The 13,723-nt window shown below is 54.6% G+C and carries 14 protein-coding genes; 2 read left to right on the forward strand and 12 right to left on the reverse strand.

Annotated elements, in window-relative coordinates; translation table 11 throughout:
- Complete coding sequence (locus KUC_RS00890; RefSeq protein WP_007111173.1) at positions 1-432, forward strand: organic hydroperoxide resistance protein; 432 nt, start codon at positions 1-3, stop codon at positions 430-432.
- Positions 433-502: 70 nt separating this feature from the next.
- Here KUC_RS00890 and KUC_RS00895 read toward each other — a convergent pair whose 3' ends face one another.
- Positions 503-1,207: an aspartate/glutamate racemase family protein gene (locus tag KUC_RS00895; protein ID WP_007111174.1), complete on the reverse strand. Its 705-nt coding sequence runs from the start codon at positions 1,205-1,207 to the stop codon at positions 503-505.
- A gap of 96 nt (positions 1,208-1,303) precedes the next feature.
- On the opposite strand from KUC_RS00895, the gene yghU reads away from it, so the two are divergent.
- Positions 1,304-2,176, forward strand: coding sequence for a glutathione-dependent disulfide-bond oxidoreductase (gene yghU / locus KUC_RS00900; protein ID WP_007111175.1), 873 nt, complete (start codon positions 1,304-1,306; stop codon positions 2,174-2,176).
- Between the two features lie 92 nt (positions 2,177-2,268).
- On the opposite strand, the gene KUC_RS00905 is transcribed toward yghU, so the two are convergent.
- From KUC_RS00905 to KUC_RS00955, 11 genes are all read right to left on the reverse strand, one after another.
- A complete protein-coding gene (locus KUC_RS00905; RefSeq protein ID WP_007111176.1) occupies positions 2,269-2,583 on the reverse strand; it encodes a DUF6693 family protein in 315 nt (104 codons plus the stop codon).
- Positions 2,584-2,662: 79 nt separating this feature from the next.
- The gene (locus KUC_RS00910) at positions 2,663-3,196 is read right to left on the reverse strand and encodes a DUF421 domain-containing protein (RefSeq protein WP_007111177.1); all 534 of its coding nucleotides are present in this window, start codon (positions 3,194-3,196) and stop codon (positions 2,663-2,665) included.
- Between the two features lie 148 nt (positions 3,197-3,344).
- Positions 3,345-4,334 carry a lipid A deacylase LpxR family protein gene (locus tag KUC_RS00915; protein ID WP_007111178.1) on the reverse strand — a complete coding sequence of 330 codons (990 nt, stop codon included), beginning with the start codon at positions 4,332-4,334 and terminating at the stop codon, positions 3,345-3,347.
- Between the two features lie 254 nt (positions 4,335-4,588).
- The gene (locus KUC_RS00920) at positions 4,589-5,128 is read right to left on the reverse strand and encodes a YaeQ family protein (protein ID WP_007111179.1); all 540 of its coding nucleotides are present in this window, start codon (positions 5,126-5,128) and stop codon (positions 4,589-4,591) included.
- 69 nt (positions 5,129-5,197) lie between these two features.
- Positions 5,198-5,899: a glutathione S-transferase family protein gene (locus KUC_RS00925; RefSeq protein ID WP_007111180.1), complete on the reverse strand. Its 702-nt coding sequence runs from the start codon at positions 5,897-5,899 to the stop codon at positions 5,198-5,200.
- A gap of 50 nt (positions 5,900-5,949) precedes the next feature.
- Positions 5,950-6,567 (reverse strand): LysE family translocator, encoded by a 618-nt coding sequence (locus KUC_RS00930; RefSeq protein ID WP_007111181.1) that lies wholly within the window; start codon positions 6,565-6,567, stop codon positions 5,950-5,952.
- Between the two features lie 100 nt (positions 6,568-6,667).
- Positions 6,668-7,441 carry an enoyl-CoA hydratase-related protein gene (locus KUC_RS00935; RefSeq protein WP_040479098.1) on the reverse strand — a complete coding sequence of 258 codons (774 nt, stop codon included), beginning with the start codon at positions 7,439-7,441 and terminating at the stop codon, positions 6,668-6,670.
- A gap of 117 nt (positions 7,442-7,558) precedes the next feature.
- A complete protein-coding gene (locus tag KUC_RS00940) occupies positions 7,559-8,407 on the reverse strand; it encodes a 3-hydroxybutyryl-CoA dehydrogenase (protein ID WP_007111183.1) in 849 nt (282 codons plus the stop codon).
- A 19-nt stretch (positions 8,408-8,426) separates the two neighbouring features.
- The gene (locus KUC_RS00945) at positions 8,427-10,058 is read right to left on the reverse strand and encodes an acyl-CoA synthetase (protein ID WP_040480077.1); all 1,632 of its coding nucleotides are present in this window, start codon (positions 10,056-10,058) and stop codon (positions 8,427-8,429) included.
- A gap of 131 nt (positions 10,059-10,189) precedes the next feature.
- Entirely contained in the window at positions 10,190-11,977 is a 1,788-nt protein-coding gene (locus KUC_RS00950; RefSeq protein WP_007111185.1) for an acyl-CoA dehydrogenase, read from the reverse strand.
- 124 nt (positions 11,978-12,101) lie between these two features.
- On the reverse strand, positions 12,102-13,475 hold the full coding sequence (locus KUC_RS00955; RefSeq protein ID WP_007111186.1) for an MFS transporter: 1,374 nt from the start codon (positions 13,473-13,475) through the stop codon (positions 12,102-12,104).
- Positions 13,476-13,723: the final 248 nt, after the last annotated feature.

Genomic DNA, 13,723 nt, shown 5'->3' on the forward strand with positions numbered 1-13,723 from the left:
ATGACAACCACTATCGAAAACGTTGTTTATCGCGCCCACGCCTCTGCTACCGGCGGCCGAGAAGGCCACGCCAAGTCATCCGACGGCGCGTTAGATGTTAAACTCAGCACGCCCAAAGAGCTGGGCGGTGCAGGCGGTGATGGCACTAATCCCGAGCAGCTTTTTGCCGCTGGCTACTCGGCCTGCTTTTTAGGTGCGCTGAAGCACGTGGCGAGCCAGGAAAAAGTAAAGCTTCCCCAGGATACGAAAATTGATGGACATGTGGGTATCGGCGCCATTCCTACCGGCTTTGGCATCGAAGTCGAGCTGAAAATCAGTTTACCCGGCCTTGAGCAAGACGTAGCCCAGCAGCTGGTTGATAAAGCCCATGTTGTCTGCCCCTACTCCAACGCTACCCGTGGCAATATTAATGTCACCCTGACGTTGGTTTAGGCGTCATAACCTAGTTTATTTATTTCTTGGTTTAAACATTACTGGGGTTAATCATTACTGGGTTTAATCATTAGTTGGCTTGATCATCTGATGCCCACGCCACCGCTTTTTGGGCATGCAGAGCGGTGGTGTCATAAAGGGGGACTGCGGTATCGCACTGGCCCACCAGCATGGCGATTTCTGTACAGCCTAAAATCACCGCCTGGGCGCCTTGGGCATGCAGTGAATCAATGATGGACAAATAGCGCTGCCGCGAGTCATCTTCGATTCGGCCCTGGCAGAGTTCCTGGTAAATAATCTGATGAATGACATCGCGCTCAGACTGATCCGGCACGACGACCTCAATACCGAACTGCTCTTCTAAGCGGCCGATATAAAAGTCCTGCTCCATGGTAAAGCGCGTACCTAATAGCCCGACGCGAGTAATGCCGTCGGTCTGTAACTGCTCGGCAGTGGCATCGGCAATATGCAGCAACGGAATAGTAATAGCCTTTGCGATAGCGGGCGCAACCTTGTGCATCGTATTGGTGGCAATCAGCAAGCAATCGGCACCTGCGCGCTCAACGCTTTGGGCGGCGCTGGCCAGCAGATCCCCGGCGGCATTCCAGTCACCCTGTTGCTGCAGTGCCTCAATGTCGGCAAAGTCGACACTAACCATCACGATCTTAGCCGAATGAAAGCCGCCTAACGCCGCTTTGACGCCTTCGTTTAACGCCCGGTAGTAGCCCTGGGTAGACTCCCAGCTCATACCGCCTAGCACACCAATAACACGCATCCGCCACCTCTTTTAGGAAAATGAACTACTTTATTACCAGGCTAATTACTAGCTAGCCGTTTTGTCACCGATAACCTATTTATAGCGAGGATACGAATGAGCGACAACACCTATACGCCACCGAGTATTTGGAAGTGGGAACCAGGCAACGGCGGTAAATTTGCCAATATCAATCGCCCCATTGCGGGCCCTACCCATGACAAGATGTTACCGGTGGGTAAACACCCGCTGCAGCTGTACTCACTTGCCACGCCCAACGGTGTCAAAGTCACCATGATGCTGGAAGAGCTGCTGGAGAAAGGTGTAACAGCCGCCGAGTACGACGCTTACCTGATTCAAATTGGCGAAGGTGATCAGTTCAGCAGCGGCTTTGTCGAGGTGAACCCCAACTCCAAAATTCCCGCGCTAATGGATCACTCCACGAGTCCGCCTCAACGAGTATTTGAGTCTGGCGCCATCCTGCTCTATTTGGCTGAAAAATTTGACGCTTTCCTACCCAGTGACCCGGCGAAACGCACCGAGTGCCTCTCCTGGCTATTCTGGCAGATGGGCAGCGCACCAATGCTGGGCGGTGGCTTTGGCCACTTTTACGCCTACGCGCCAGAGAAATACCAGTACCCGATTGACCGCTATACCATGGAAGTAAAGCGCCAGCTTGATGTACTTGACCGCCACCTGGCCGAAAACCGTTTTATGGCAGGCGATGAGTACACCATTGCCGATATGGCGATTCACCCCTGGTACGGCGCGCTGGTGAAAAACCGCGTTTATGAAGCAGCCGAATTCCTTGAGGCACACACCTACAAGAATGTTCTGCGTTGGACTCAAGAGATTGACGAGCGCCCCGCCGTTAAACGCGGCCGCATGGTCAATCGCAGCTTTGGCGAACCTCACGAGCAGTTGCACGAGCGTCATGACGCCAGCGACTTCGAGCTCAAAACGCAGGACAAACTGACTGACAGTGAGTGATCGTGGGTAAGTAGCCACCAAAAAAGGGCCTACGCTTAATCTCTCAACGTAGGCCCTAAGGGATGCTAAATACAGCTTTTCACGCTTAAACGCTATTCAACCCGTGAGTTATTCAAAGCGTAGTTCCAAACCCGATAGAAGTAGAAAATATACCCTAAACCGAAGGTAACCAGCGAAATCAGCATCCATAGAATGATATGGCCGATATTGCTGAACAGATTTATATCGCAGATCATTTTTCGCTCGACACCAGCAGCGTCAACGACCGAGGTGCGGTTAATAACAAACCGTGAAAATGAGTAGGGGAAGAAAAATAGCGCTATACCAAAGGTAATAATGCTCAATACCACCCAAATAATCAGATGGCCAATAATATCTAGAATAGAGAGATCCGCTTTGATTTTCACAAATTGCCCTTAGCATGCGTGGAAAGCAGCATAGGTTAACACCACCGACCTCAAACGCGAATGGCGGGGTTAACATTATTTAGGTATCTGAACGATGCGGCCCACGAACGCCCTCTAGGCTTGAATGACGGCTCTCCGCCTGCCGTTTGACGACACTTAACGAACCATCGGTTTCTAAAACAACAGCTTCTACTCCAGTCACGTCACTAAGCCCACTACTGCGGATGGCTGAAAGAACTTCGTCTTGGGTTACCCGCGCTTGCCGCAGTGACGTTAACAGAAACTCCCCCTGATAGAGCAGCATCAGTGGCTCGCCAGTGACTAACCGACGAACCCAAAGGAATCGAACGCTTGTCCAAGTAATCGCAAACTGCAGCAGAATCAGTAACGCTAAAGCGACCGCTCCATCCATCAAGGGTACATCTTTAGATAACAGTACGGTTGCCAGCGTAGAACCCAGCGCTACCGTCACGATTAAGTCGAAAGCATTCATTTTCGAAAGAGTACGATTGCCTGACAGGCGCAGGAAGAGAACGAGCGTTGCGTATGCCAGTAGCCCAATAATCACAATGCGTAATAAGCTGCCCCAGCTATTAAAAAAAACCAGCTCCATAGACTATTTCTCCTAGACGCCAAGCGATATGTGATCATCACACACCTCTGCATAGGCTAGCAGCCCAGAGTCTGTTGTATACGCTAGGAGGGTATTGAGTGCTGGCTCTCCCACCATTCGGTGTGGTGGGCTGGGTGGGTTTAGCCAGTTAGAAGCGCTTAGATAGCGTGATGGAACCAAATTTATCCTGCTCTTCCTGACCATCAAATTCACGCGAGCGCTGAATGGCAGCGTAGCTAACCTGCCAATCTTCCCAGGCCAACGCCAGCCCCGCTGAGAGGTCGCCTATCCACTCTTTGCGATCAACCGAGTGGCTATTTCTGAATGTATTGCCGTCAAGCATCAGGTTTTGCGCCATATAATAGCCGTCCACACTAGCAAACAGGTACCACTGCCATCCCTCTTTACCGGTCATGTGGTGGCGGCTGCCGGGGTTTGGCGCCAGCGTAGGTATGCTGGAAGCTTCATCGCCCCAGCGCACGCTATACCCAGCGCTTGCGTAGCTGTAGAGGTTGCCCAAAGCGGCGCTGACGCTAGGGCCATGGGCAAGCTGCTTACCGATCAATGGGGAGCTATGCCACCACTGGCGACGCATGGTGACGTTGACGATGGCTTCATCACCAAGTTGATTATTCCAGCCTCTGGGGCGATCGCTATTAGTGATGCGGTGCACTTCGCGTTGGATACTATCGGCAAGCGACGAGGGCCCTACCAAGCCGATATCCAGGTGCAGGTCCGTGGCTTGGCGCCAGTTACCCATCGGCACATCTTCGTAGAGCGAAATGCCGCCGTAAACAATCCCGGCATAGGGGCGATCGTCTTCAACCAACCCACGCTGCTCAATATTGTTTGGCGTATAAATCTGATGCACCAGCCTGAATGCTGCCATATCAGCACTTCCAATGATGCTATCGGGCAAAGCAATGGCTAGGCGCTGTGTCCAGCTTTGCGCTTCGGGTTCAAATGTCCAATCAAGCTCAAAACCACTGGTAAAGTGGCCATCATCACTACTGGCCATGCCATCATTGGCGTGCTTAATCGAGAGGACGCTATCGTCGGCTTGCGCCAACGTTGGCACAAAGCTAATAGCGGCTACCAACGGCAGCAGCTGCCATCGTAAGGAGGTATTTCCTTTCATTACTCGTTCCTTGAGATTGAACTTGAAACTATCTTTTTGAGACTGCTTTTTTTAAGAACAGAAACAAACATTGTTGATTGTATGTAATTTTACAAAAAGATAGCAAGCATACTTTTTCTGTCTTCTACAGAAAACGGCTTAGCCACAAAAAAATAAGAGGTGGTCCGTAGGCCACCCCTTATGCTATTGATTGCTTAAAATAATAGCGTAGCAGAATAGACGAAAGTTTGAAGGCTAACGGTCGAGATTAATCACTATCTATCGCGTAGCAGCCACTGCGGGGTAATTTCATGCTGGCCGTTTTCATCGGTAATAAACAGTGATCCTTCGCTGATCATAGCCGCCCAATTGATAGCCCTTGGTAGGTCTTTAGCAATAGTCGCTAGGGCCTCTTGCGGCAGCCCCGCCACATGTACATTTTTCAGCGATGCCACGCTGGGCAGTACCTTGCTCTCCCAAAGGTCTACACGACCGTAAGCGAGCAGCGACACGCGTTCAGCCCGCCGTGAGCACCAAGTGATACGTTCAGCATCCGGCAGACCCACTTCGATCCAGTGCAGCAAGCGCCCGTCTAAGCTTTTCTCCCACAGCGCCGGCTCGTCCACATCGGAAAGCCCGCGCCCGAAGGCCAGCGTTTCGCTATACCACAGCACATAAGCGAGCAAACGCGCTGTCATGCGCTCTTCTGTCTCTGACGGATGGCGGGCCACGGTAAAGCGCAGCGTTTCATACACCCCGCGATCCAGATCGGTCAGATTAATATCAACTTTGTAGGGCGTTGCGCTAAGAGCCATGGAAGTTTCCAAACGAAATTTGCGTCAGTGTACTCGATGCAGGGTGTCCCTGGTGAATTGCCAGATAGGTTAAGCTTTACGATGATCGGATGTTACTGCGCCATTTTTCAGCGTATCGGCCTCGTGCATGGGCTCGCGCCATGGCTCTTCAAGCGCGGCTTGGTACCACGCTTGCATGGCAGGCAGCGCTAGCAAGCGCTCGACATATACCTGGGATTTCTCACTAACAGGCAGGTTGAATGTCTGCACGCGAAAGGCTACAGGGGCATAAAACGCATCAACCGCTGAGAAGTGTTCACCCGCTAAAAATGGCCCACCAAAGCGCTCAAGCCCCTGCTGCCATAGCGTATCCAAGCGAGCCAAATCGGCATTGAGATTGGCAGATAAGCTATTCAATTCCACCCGCATACCGCAATTCATCGAACACTCGTCGCGCAGAGTGCCGAAGCCACTGTGCATCTCAGCAGTGGCTGAGCGCGCCCAGGCACGTGCGGTCTTGTCACTCGGCCAGACGCTGGTGTACTGCTCGGCCAGATACTCGACAATCGCCAGAGAGTCCCACACCGCCAGCTCGCCTTTGTCCGTCACATCCACTAAACAGGGCACTAAGCCTGAAGGCGAAAAGCGGGTAAAGGTGGCATGACTCGCACCAGTGCCCCCTTCAAACGGCATCAAATGTTCGTTAAACGGAATCTCCAGCACTTTCATCAGCACCCAAGGGCGCAGCGACCAGGAAGAGTAATTCTTGTTGGCAATGTAAAGATCAAACATGCAGCGCTCCTTATGTGAGGAATTGAATTAGCCCATGTAAGCAGACACCCTTAACGTGCAGCCTGAGCCAGCGTATTACCGCCTAATCCCATTAATACGCCACCACCGATGCGCTGAATGAGCCGAGAGGAGCCATGGGATTTTTGTAACCACTCGCGCAGCGGGCTGGCAAGTAGCACTACCATGACATCAGCAGATGAGAACAGCACATTGGTGGCGAGCCCCAACCAGAGCAGTTGCCATGCCACCGGCATAGCGCTTTCGGGCTGCACAAATTGGGGCAAAAATGCCACAAAGAAAAGTGCGGTTTTAGGGTTGAGCACCTCCACTAGAAAGCTGTCGCGCAGCACGCGTTTAGTGGTCGCCAGCGGCACCTCATCGCCATGGGCACGAATGCCCTGCTGCCATAGCCGCAGCCCCATCCAGAGCAAGTAAAGCCCACCGATGATTTTCATGGCGATATAGGCAGGCGGAATCGCCGCAAATAGTAGCGCCAAGCCTAGTGCAGCCGCCACTACATGAACGTAGCAGCCCATATGCACACCCATGACCGCTAACCATCCTGCTCGTCGGCCGCGACCCAAAGTTTGCGCTGCGGTATACAGCATCGCAGGCCCAGGTAAATAGGCAAAACCAAGCGCGGCGAGGATAAACGCGGCCCATTGCATCGTGGCAGCTCCGAAGTGAGTAGTAGGAAGTCTTTGAGAATAAAACGGGGGTGACGCAAGCGCCACCCCCTAAATAAGTAAAACCGGAATGAGTAATAGTTTAGAAGTTAGGTTTGCGCTTCTCAACAAATGCCGCCATACCCTCTTTCTGCTCGTTACCGGCAAAGCAGAAGGCGAACAGGCTGGTTTCCAGCGCCAGTGCGCTGTCCAGGTCTTGATCCATACCATCGTGAACGGCCATCTTAGCACCGCGCACCGACTGCGGGCCGTTGCCTTTAAGCTGCTTGGTGAGCTCTTCTGCGTAGCTCTCCAATTCAGTTTGCGGCATTACCCGGTTCACCAAGCCGATACGCAGCGCCTCTTGGGCGTCAATTTTGCGCCCGGTGGTAACCAGATCAATCGCCATCGCAGGGCCAACGCGGCGTGGCAGGCGTTGTGTACCACCAAAGCCAGGAATTACACCCAGCAGCACTTCCGGTTGACCAAATACCGCGTTGTCGCTGGCTACGGCCCAGTCGCAGGCCAGTGCCAGTTCGCAGCCGCCGCCAAGGCAAAACCCGTTCACCAGCGCGACCACCGGCACGGGCAGTGTCTCTAGGCGTTTAATGGTACGTAGCGCTTGGCTGGCGAAAGCCCGCGCTTCTTCGGGTGTTTTTTCACGCATTTCAGTGATATCAGCACCCGCTACAAAGGACTTCTCGCCCGCGCCTGTAATTAGTACAGCACGTAGGTTCGGTTGAGCTTCAAGCTCTACTAAGTGCGCTTCCAACGCGGCTAATACATCGCTGTTTAAGGCATTCAGCGCTTTAGGACGATTGATGGTGAGCCGTACCATCCCATCGTTATCAACCTTCTCGATCACTGCTTCGCTCATGGTGGACTCCTTATTTGATTTGTTATGGAATATTAAAGTGAACACCACTCAACCCTAGCGAACGCTTGGTTGAGTGGCAATGACTTCTTTACGCCGCGCTACCCTGTTCAGCAAAAGCTAGTCGTAAGAGTAGAAACCGCGTCCGCTTTTACGGCCTAGGTAGCCCGCTGCGACCATGCGCTTAAGCAGTGGGCAGGGGCGATATTTCGGGTCGCCAAAGCCCTCTTGAAGCACTTCCATAATCGCCAAGCAGACATCCAACCCGATTAAATCCGCCAGCGCTAGCGGCCCCATGGGGTGAGCCGCGCCTAGTTTCATGGCCTCATCTATCGCTTCGGGGGTCGCGGTGCCCTCTTGAACAATAAATGCTGCTTCATTGATCATCGGCACTAGCAGGCGATTCACCGCAAAACCAGGCGCATCGCCCACCGGTACGGCGGTTTTACCTAACGCTTTAGTCAGTTGCTCAATATGCTCGACGGTGGCATCTGACGTCTGCTCGGCGCGAATCACTTCCACCAGTTTTAGCACCGGCACCGGGTTAAAGAAGTGCATACCCACCACGCGCTCGGGGTGCTCGCATACTGCCGCCAAGCGGGTAAGCGATAGCGACGAAGTATTAGAGGCCAGAATCGCGCTACTGCTCAAGTGGCTTAGGTCGCGAAACAGCTTCTCTTTGAGCTCGGGCTGTTCGGGGGCGGCCTCAATAATTACCGCGCAGTCGCTCAGGGTATCCAGCGTAGTGGTGGTAGACAGGCGCGCTAAGGCAGCGGTTTTATCCGCTTCGCTGATCTTTTCTTTCGCCACCAGCTTTCCCAGGCCTTTGTCGATATTCGCTTTAGCACGGCCAAGTTGCTCCTCGGCCACATCGTAAAGGTGCACCTGATAGCCACTAGCAGCCACTACTTGGGCAATTCCCTGCCCCATGGTGCCAGCCCCTACAACGCCAATTAGTTGATCACTCATACATGCTCCCCTCTGTCGGTTATGAATGCTGCTTGGCTTCTTCACGCAAAACGAATTTTTGGATCTTGCCCGTTGACGTTTTCGGAAGTTCGCTGAATATGACCGTTTTGGGGACTTTGTAGCCCGCCAAGTGTTCGCGGCAATGGGCGATAATATCGGCATCGGTGACTTCGCCGTAACCGACTTTGAGCTTCACAAACGCACAGGGCGTTTCGCCCCACTTCTCGTCGGGCTTGGCCACCACCGCCGCCTCTTCAACCGCAGGATGACCGTAAATAGCGTCTTCCACCTCGATAGTCGAGATATTTTCACCGCCGGAAATAATAATATCTTTAGAGCGATCTTTGATCTCGATATAGCCATCTGGATGCCATACCGCCAAATCACCGGTGTGGTACCAGCCGCCCTCCAGCGCCTGTTCGGTGGCCTCCGGGTTCTTTAAATAGCCCTTCATAACGTTGTTGCCGCGCATGAGTATTTCACCCATGGTTTGGCCATCTTTAGGCACTGGCTCCAGGGTCAGCGGGTCGGCCACGCAGAGTGCTTCGAGCATGTGGTAGCGCACCCCTTGGCGGGCTTTGATTTTGGCCCGCGCTTCCAGCGGCAACTCATCCCATGTTTCGCGCCAGGCGCACACGGTCACTGGACCGTACACTTCGGTTAGGCCATACACGTGGGTTACCTCAATGCCCAGCTTCTCCACCCCAGCAATTACCGAGGCAGGCGGCGCGGCACCAGCGGTGGTGACTTTGACCGGATGATCGAATTGATGCTTATCTTCCGCAGGCAGGTTCACCAAGCCATTAAGAATAATCGGCGCCCCGCTGAAGTGGGTGACCCTCTCTTCGGCAATTAGCTGCATGATCTTCTTGGGGTCGACGCGGCGCAGACAAACGTTTACCCCGGCGTTGGCGGCAATCGTCCACGGGAAGCACCAGCCGTTGCAGTGGAACATCGGCAGCGTCCAAAGGTAGATCGGGTGGTGGGGCATGGCCCACTCCATGATATTGCTCACCGCATTGAGGTAGGCACCGCGATGGTGGTAAACCACCCCTTTAGGCTTGCCGGTGGTACCAGAGGTGTAGTTGAGCGAGATCGCATCCCACTCATCGGCAGGCAGCTGATAGGCAAAGTCAGCGTCGCCCTCGTTGAGCAGCGCCTCGTACTCAAGCTCGCCAATGCCATGGGTTTCGCCGAGAAACTCCACATCGGCGACATCGATGATCAGCGGCTTGTGAGTAAGCTTGGCAACGGCTTGTTGGATGACCTCGGCAAACTCGGGGTCAACAAGAATGGCTTTAGCCTCGCCGTGCTCCAGCATATAGCTGATCGCCTCAGCATCCAGGCGAATATTAAGGGTGTTCAATACACAACCCGCTAGCGGCACGCCGAAGTGCGCTTCAAACATCGCCGGGATATTGGGCAGCATCGCTGCCACTGTCTGACCCGGTTGAATGCCCCGCTTTTCGAGCGCAGAGGCAAGCTGGCGGCAGCGCGACCAGGTTTCGCTCCAGGTGCGTCGCGTACTGCCATGTACCACCGCCGGGTAATCGGGATAGATCGACGCCGAGCGCTCGATAAAGGTCAGCGGTGAAAGCGGCACGTGGTTGGCAATGGTTTTGGGTAAGCCTTGCTCAAAGATAGCGGTCATAATCAGCTCCTGAACTTTGTTGATATTATTGAAAGCGTTTGTTTTAAGGGTTCGTTTAAAATAGTTGTTTTGATAGCTTAGAAACAACACCGCCGCCCAAAGGGGCGGCGGTACTGGCTGAAACATTAGCGTTAGTGAACCTCAAATTCGCTTAAACACTGCATACCTGCCTCAATCACCGCGAGCTGGGCGCGCCCAACCGGCAGCCATTGCGTGATGGCAAATTCGGCGCTGCGCATCTTGGCAGTATAGAAGGGATCATTGCTGCCGTTGTTAAGGGCGGCCTGGGCGCTAAGCGCCGCCTGCCCCATCTGCCAAGCACACAGCACGTGCCCCGCCAAGTTAAGGAACGGCGTAGCATAAGCCTGCACCGCATCTGCGCCTTTTTCAGGGTCGCGGCCTTGTTCTAGCACAATCGCTTGGGCGGCTTTTAAATCGTCAAGCCCGGCGGCCAAGCCGCTGCCCAGCGCCTTCAGTGCGGGGACGGCGTTGAGCTGCTCAACAGTGGCAGCCACATCGTACAGCAGCGCGGTAAGCGCTTCACCGTTGTCACGCTGGAGCTTACGGCCTGCTAAATCGAGCGCCTGGATACCATTGGTGCCTTCATAGATGGGCGCAATACGCGCATCGCGCAGCAGCTGGGCGGCACCGGTCTCTTCCACATAACCCATGCCACCGTGCACTTGAATGCCCATGGAAGCGATATCCACCGCTTGATCGGTGGAGAAGCTTTTGATTACCGGAATCAAAATATCCGCGCGGGCCTGAGCGGCTTGGCGGGTATCGTCACTTTCAGCTTGGCGGGCGGTGTCCAGTTCGGCTGCGCAGTACAGTGCCAGGGCACGCAGCGCATCGGTACGCGAACGCATGGAGAGCAGCATACGGCGCACGTCTAAATGATCGCTGATGCTGCATTCTGCGCCACCCCGCGCTTTTGGAGCACGCCCCTGACGACGCTCAAGCGCGTAGGCAAAGGCGTGCTGGCAGGCACGCTCAGCCACACCAATGCCCTGAATACCGACTTTGTGGCGCGCCTCGTTCATCATGGTGAACATATGGTTCAGACCACGCCCCTCTTCGCCGACCAAGTAGCCAATCGCGCCGTCGTTTTCGCCAAAGCTCAGGGTACATGTCGGCGAGCCGTGAATGCCCAGCTTGTGTTCAATAGAGGCGCAGATGACATCGTTGCGCTCGCCCAAGGAGCCATCGTCATTGACTAAGAACTTGGGCACCAGAAATAGGGAGATGCCTTTGTTGCCTTCCGGCGCATCAGGCTTACGGGCCAGTACCAGGTGAATGATGTTTTCGGCGGCGTCGTGCTCGCCCCAGGTGATATAGATCTTCTGCCCACTGATGCGGTAGTGGTCGTTTTCAGGTACCGCGCGGGTGCGCACTTGGGAGAGATCCGACCCTGCTTGGGATTCGGTAAGGTTCATGGTGCCCGTCCAGGTGCCTTCCACCAGCTTGGGCAAGTAGGTCACTTTGAGAGCATCACTGCCGTGATGGGCCAGCGCCTCGATGGCACCGGCGGTCAGCATGGGGCAGAGCCCCAGCGCCATATTAGCGCCGTGAAGCATCTCTTGAACTGAGCTGGCAACCACCTCTGGCAGGTTCTGGCCGCCTAGCGCCTCAGCAACGCCAATACCGTTCCAGCCGCCCTCGACATAAGCCTGATAAGCCGCCGCGAAGCCTTCCGGCGTCGTCACGCTGCCATCGGAGTGGCGTTTGGCCCCCTGCTGATCACCACTCTTATTGAGCGGCCCCCAGACGTCACCGGCCAGTTTTGCGGCCTCTTCGAGTACCGCTTCGACCAAATCAGGCGTGGCTTCTTCAAAGCCCGGCAGGCTGAGCGAACGGTGCGCTAATAGCTCTTCAAGCACAAAGCGCAAATCGCGTACCGGTGCGGCGTAAACATTCATGGCGAACCTCGGGCTGAAAAATTAAACAATTGTTTGAAAGTGTGCCCTAGATAGTAGTAATACTCTCTCACGTACACCATTAGCCCAAGGTATCACCCGTTACCGATAACGTCTCCGCCCCGTTTTATTTTCGCTCGCCAGCTTGATCCACATCATCATAGTAAGCGATATGGCTTTCATCTTCCGCGGGTGGCCCCACCACCGGCTCGGCAGCATCGACATCCCATACGGCATCGGACAGATCCTCCAAGTGCTCGTGCTCCAGCGCACCCTGCATCAACTCTTCGGTGACCACTAGTTCAGCACCTGCAGTGGTCATTGGCGTTGTCGGTGTAAAGGGCGCCACGGGCACCGGCGCTGGACGCATGCTACGCCGCCAGGAGAAGAACATTAAGAAGAATAGGCTTAGTGAACCGAAGGCCCAGAACAGGCCCGCATCGCCCATCACGGTCATCACCGGGGAAATCATCAGCGGGCTGATCGTCGCGCCAATCGAGTTGATTAGTAGCAGGCCCTGGCTCATGCGCACAAGTGCCCCTGCGGGTGCACGGTCAGCAGCGTGACTCACCGCCACCGGGTAGAGGGCAAACACGCCACCGCCAAGCAAGAACAGCAGCACTGCCAGCATTGGCGTCGAAAGCGGCAGCCACAGCATCGCCGCCGAGATGAGTACACAGAAACCGCTAATGCCGATCAGTACCATCTGTCGGTCATGGCGGTCCGACCAGCGGCCAATCGGGTACTGCAATAGCATGGCACCCAGAATCACCACCGCCATCATCTGGCCTACCTGACTGACGCTCATGCCATTGCGCTGTAAATAGAGCGGCAGCAGCGTATACGCTGCTGCTACCACCATCCCAGAGCCTAAACTACCCATCACGCCGGTAGGTGTCAGGGTAATCAAACGGTGCGGGGGAAGCGGTTCAGCGTACTCCATAATCGGCGTTACACGGGGAATCATCGCCATAGGCAGCACAGAGAGCGAGGCCAGTAGCCCAATCACCATAAAAGGCGCGGTGACACCCATGGCGTTGGTCACCCCCAGCAGCAGTTGACCCAACACACCGGCCGCATACAGCGAAATCATATACAGTGCCAACAGGCGGCCGCGAACCTTCTGGTCGCCTGACGTAAGCAGCCAGCTTTCAATGACCAGATAAACTCCAACCGTGGCCCAGCCGCCAATTAGGCGCAGTACAAACCAGGCCCAGGGGTCGAAGAACAAGCCTTGTAGCAGCACCGTGACGGCCACTAATGAGGCAAAACTGCCGTAGGCACGAATATGACCAATTCGCAGCAGCAGGCGGTCATTCACCAACGCGCCTAAAGCTAAGCCGATAAAGTAAGCCGACGAGACGATACCGATCACCGTGGCCGACTCACCAGCGGCATCCAGACGCACGGTAATTAAGGTGGCAAGAAAACCGTTGCCAATCCCGAGAATGAATAGCCCTAAAAGGGGCGCCAGCGCCATGGCTAGCAGTTGCCGTGACATATTTCTATCTTGCCTCTTAGAATTTAAGCCCGTCCGGGATCAACACTCGACTGAAGTTAACTTCAACCGCAGAATCGGGCAGCGAATCTACACCCGTTGCACTGGTTTCACCAGGCTTTTCGCTGTTCACCACCAGCGTAATCGGCAATAGCGAGAAACGCACATGCAACTCTGCGGGCGGAGGTAATATTGATAACGACCGATCCGTCGTTAGCCATCTTGCTCTACATCAATATGTGTCCGGACAA

Origin of the sequence: Vreelandella boliviensis LC1 (genome assembly GCF_000236035.1) — a bacterium.
Classification (GTDB): domain Bacteria; phylum Pseudomonadota; class Gammaproteobacteria; order Pseudomonadales; family Halomonadaceae; genus Vreelandella; species Vreelandella boliviensis.

What these genes read in the sequence shown, in the direction of transcription:
- KUC_RS00890 (WP_007111173.1), top strand. Translation starts at nt 1, where the DNA reads ATGACAACCACTATCGAAAACGTTGTTTATCGCGCCCACGCCTCTGCT.
- KUC_RS00895 (WP_007111174.1), bottom strand. Translation starts at nt 1,207, where the DNA reads ATGCGTGTTATTGGTGTGCTAGGCGGTATGAGCTGGGAGTCTACCCAG.
- yghU (WP_007111175.1), top strand. Translation starts at nt 1,304, where the DNA reads ATGAGCGACAACACCTATACGCCACCGAGTATTTGGAAGTGGGAACCA.
- KUC_RS00910 (WP_007111177.1), bottom strand. Translation starts at nt 3,196, where the DNA reads ATGGAGCTGGTTTTTTTTAATAGCTGGGGCAGCTTATTACGCATTGTG.
- KUC_RS00915 (WP_007111178.1), bottom strand. Translation starts at nt 4,334, where the DNA reads ATGAAAGGAAATACCTCCTTACGATGGCAGCTGCTGCCGTTGGTAGCC.
- KUC_RS00920 (WP_007111179.1), bottom strand. Translation starts at nt 5,128, where the DNA reads ATGGCTCTTAGCGCAACGCCCTACAAAGTTGATATTAATCTGACCGAT.
- KUC_RS00925 (WP_007111180.1), bottom strand. Translation starts at nt 5,899, where the DNA reads ATGTTTGATCTTTACATTGCCAACAAGAATTACTCTTCCTGGTCGCTG.
- KUC_RS00930 (WP_007111181.1), bottom strand. Translation starts at nt 6,567, where the DNA reads ATGCAATGGGCCGCGTTTATCCTCGCCGCGCTTGGTTTTGCCTATTTA.
- KUC_RS00935 (WP_040479098.1), bottom strand. Translation starts at nt 7,441, where the DNA reads ATGAGCGAAGCAGTGATCGAGAAGGTTGATAACGATGGGATGGTACGG.
- KUC_RS00940 (WP_007111183.1), bottom strand. Translation starts at nt 8,407, where the DNA reads ATGAGTGATCAACTAATTGGCGTTGTAGGGGCTGGCACCATGGGGCAG.
- KUC_RS00945 (WP_040480077.1), bottom strand. Translation starts at nt 10,058, where the DNA reads ATGACCGCTATCTTTGAGCAAGGCTTACCCAAAACCATTGCCAACCAC.
- KUC_RS00950 (WP_007111185.1), bottom strand. Translation starts at nt 11,977, where the DNA reads ATGAATGTTTACGCCGCACCGGTACGCGATTTGCGCTTTGTGCTTGAA.
- KUC_RS00955 (WP_007111186.1), bottom strand. Translation starts at nt 13,475, where the DNA reads ATGTCACGGCAACTGCTAGCCATGGCGCTGGCGCCCCTTTTAGGGCTA.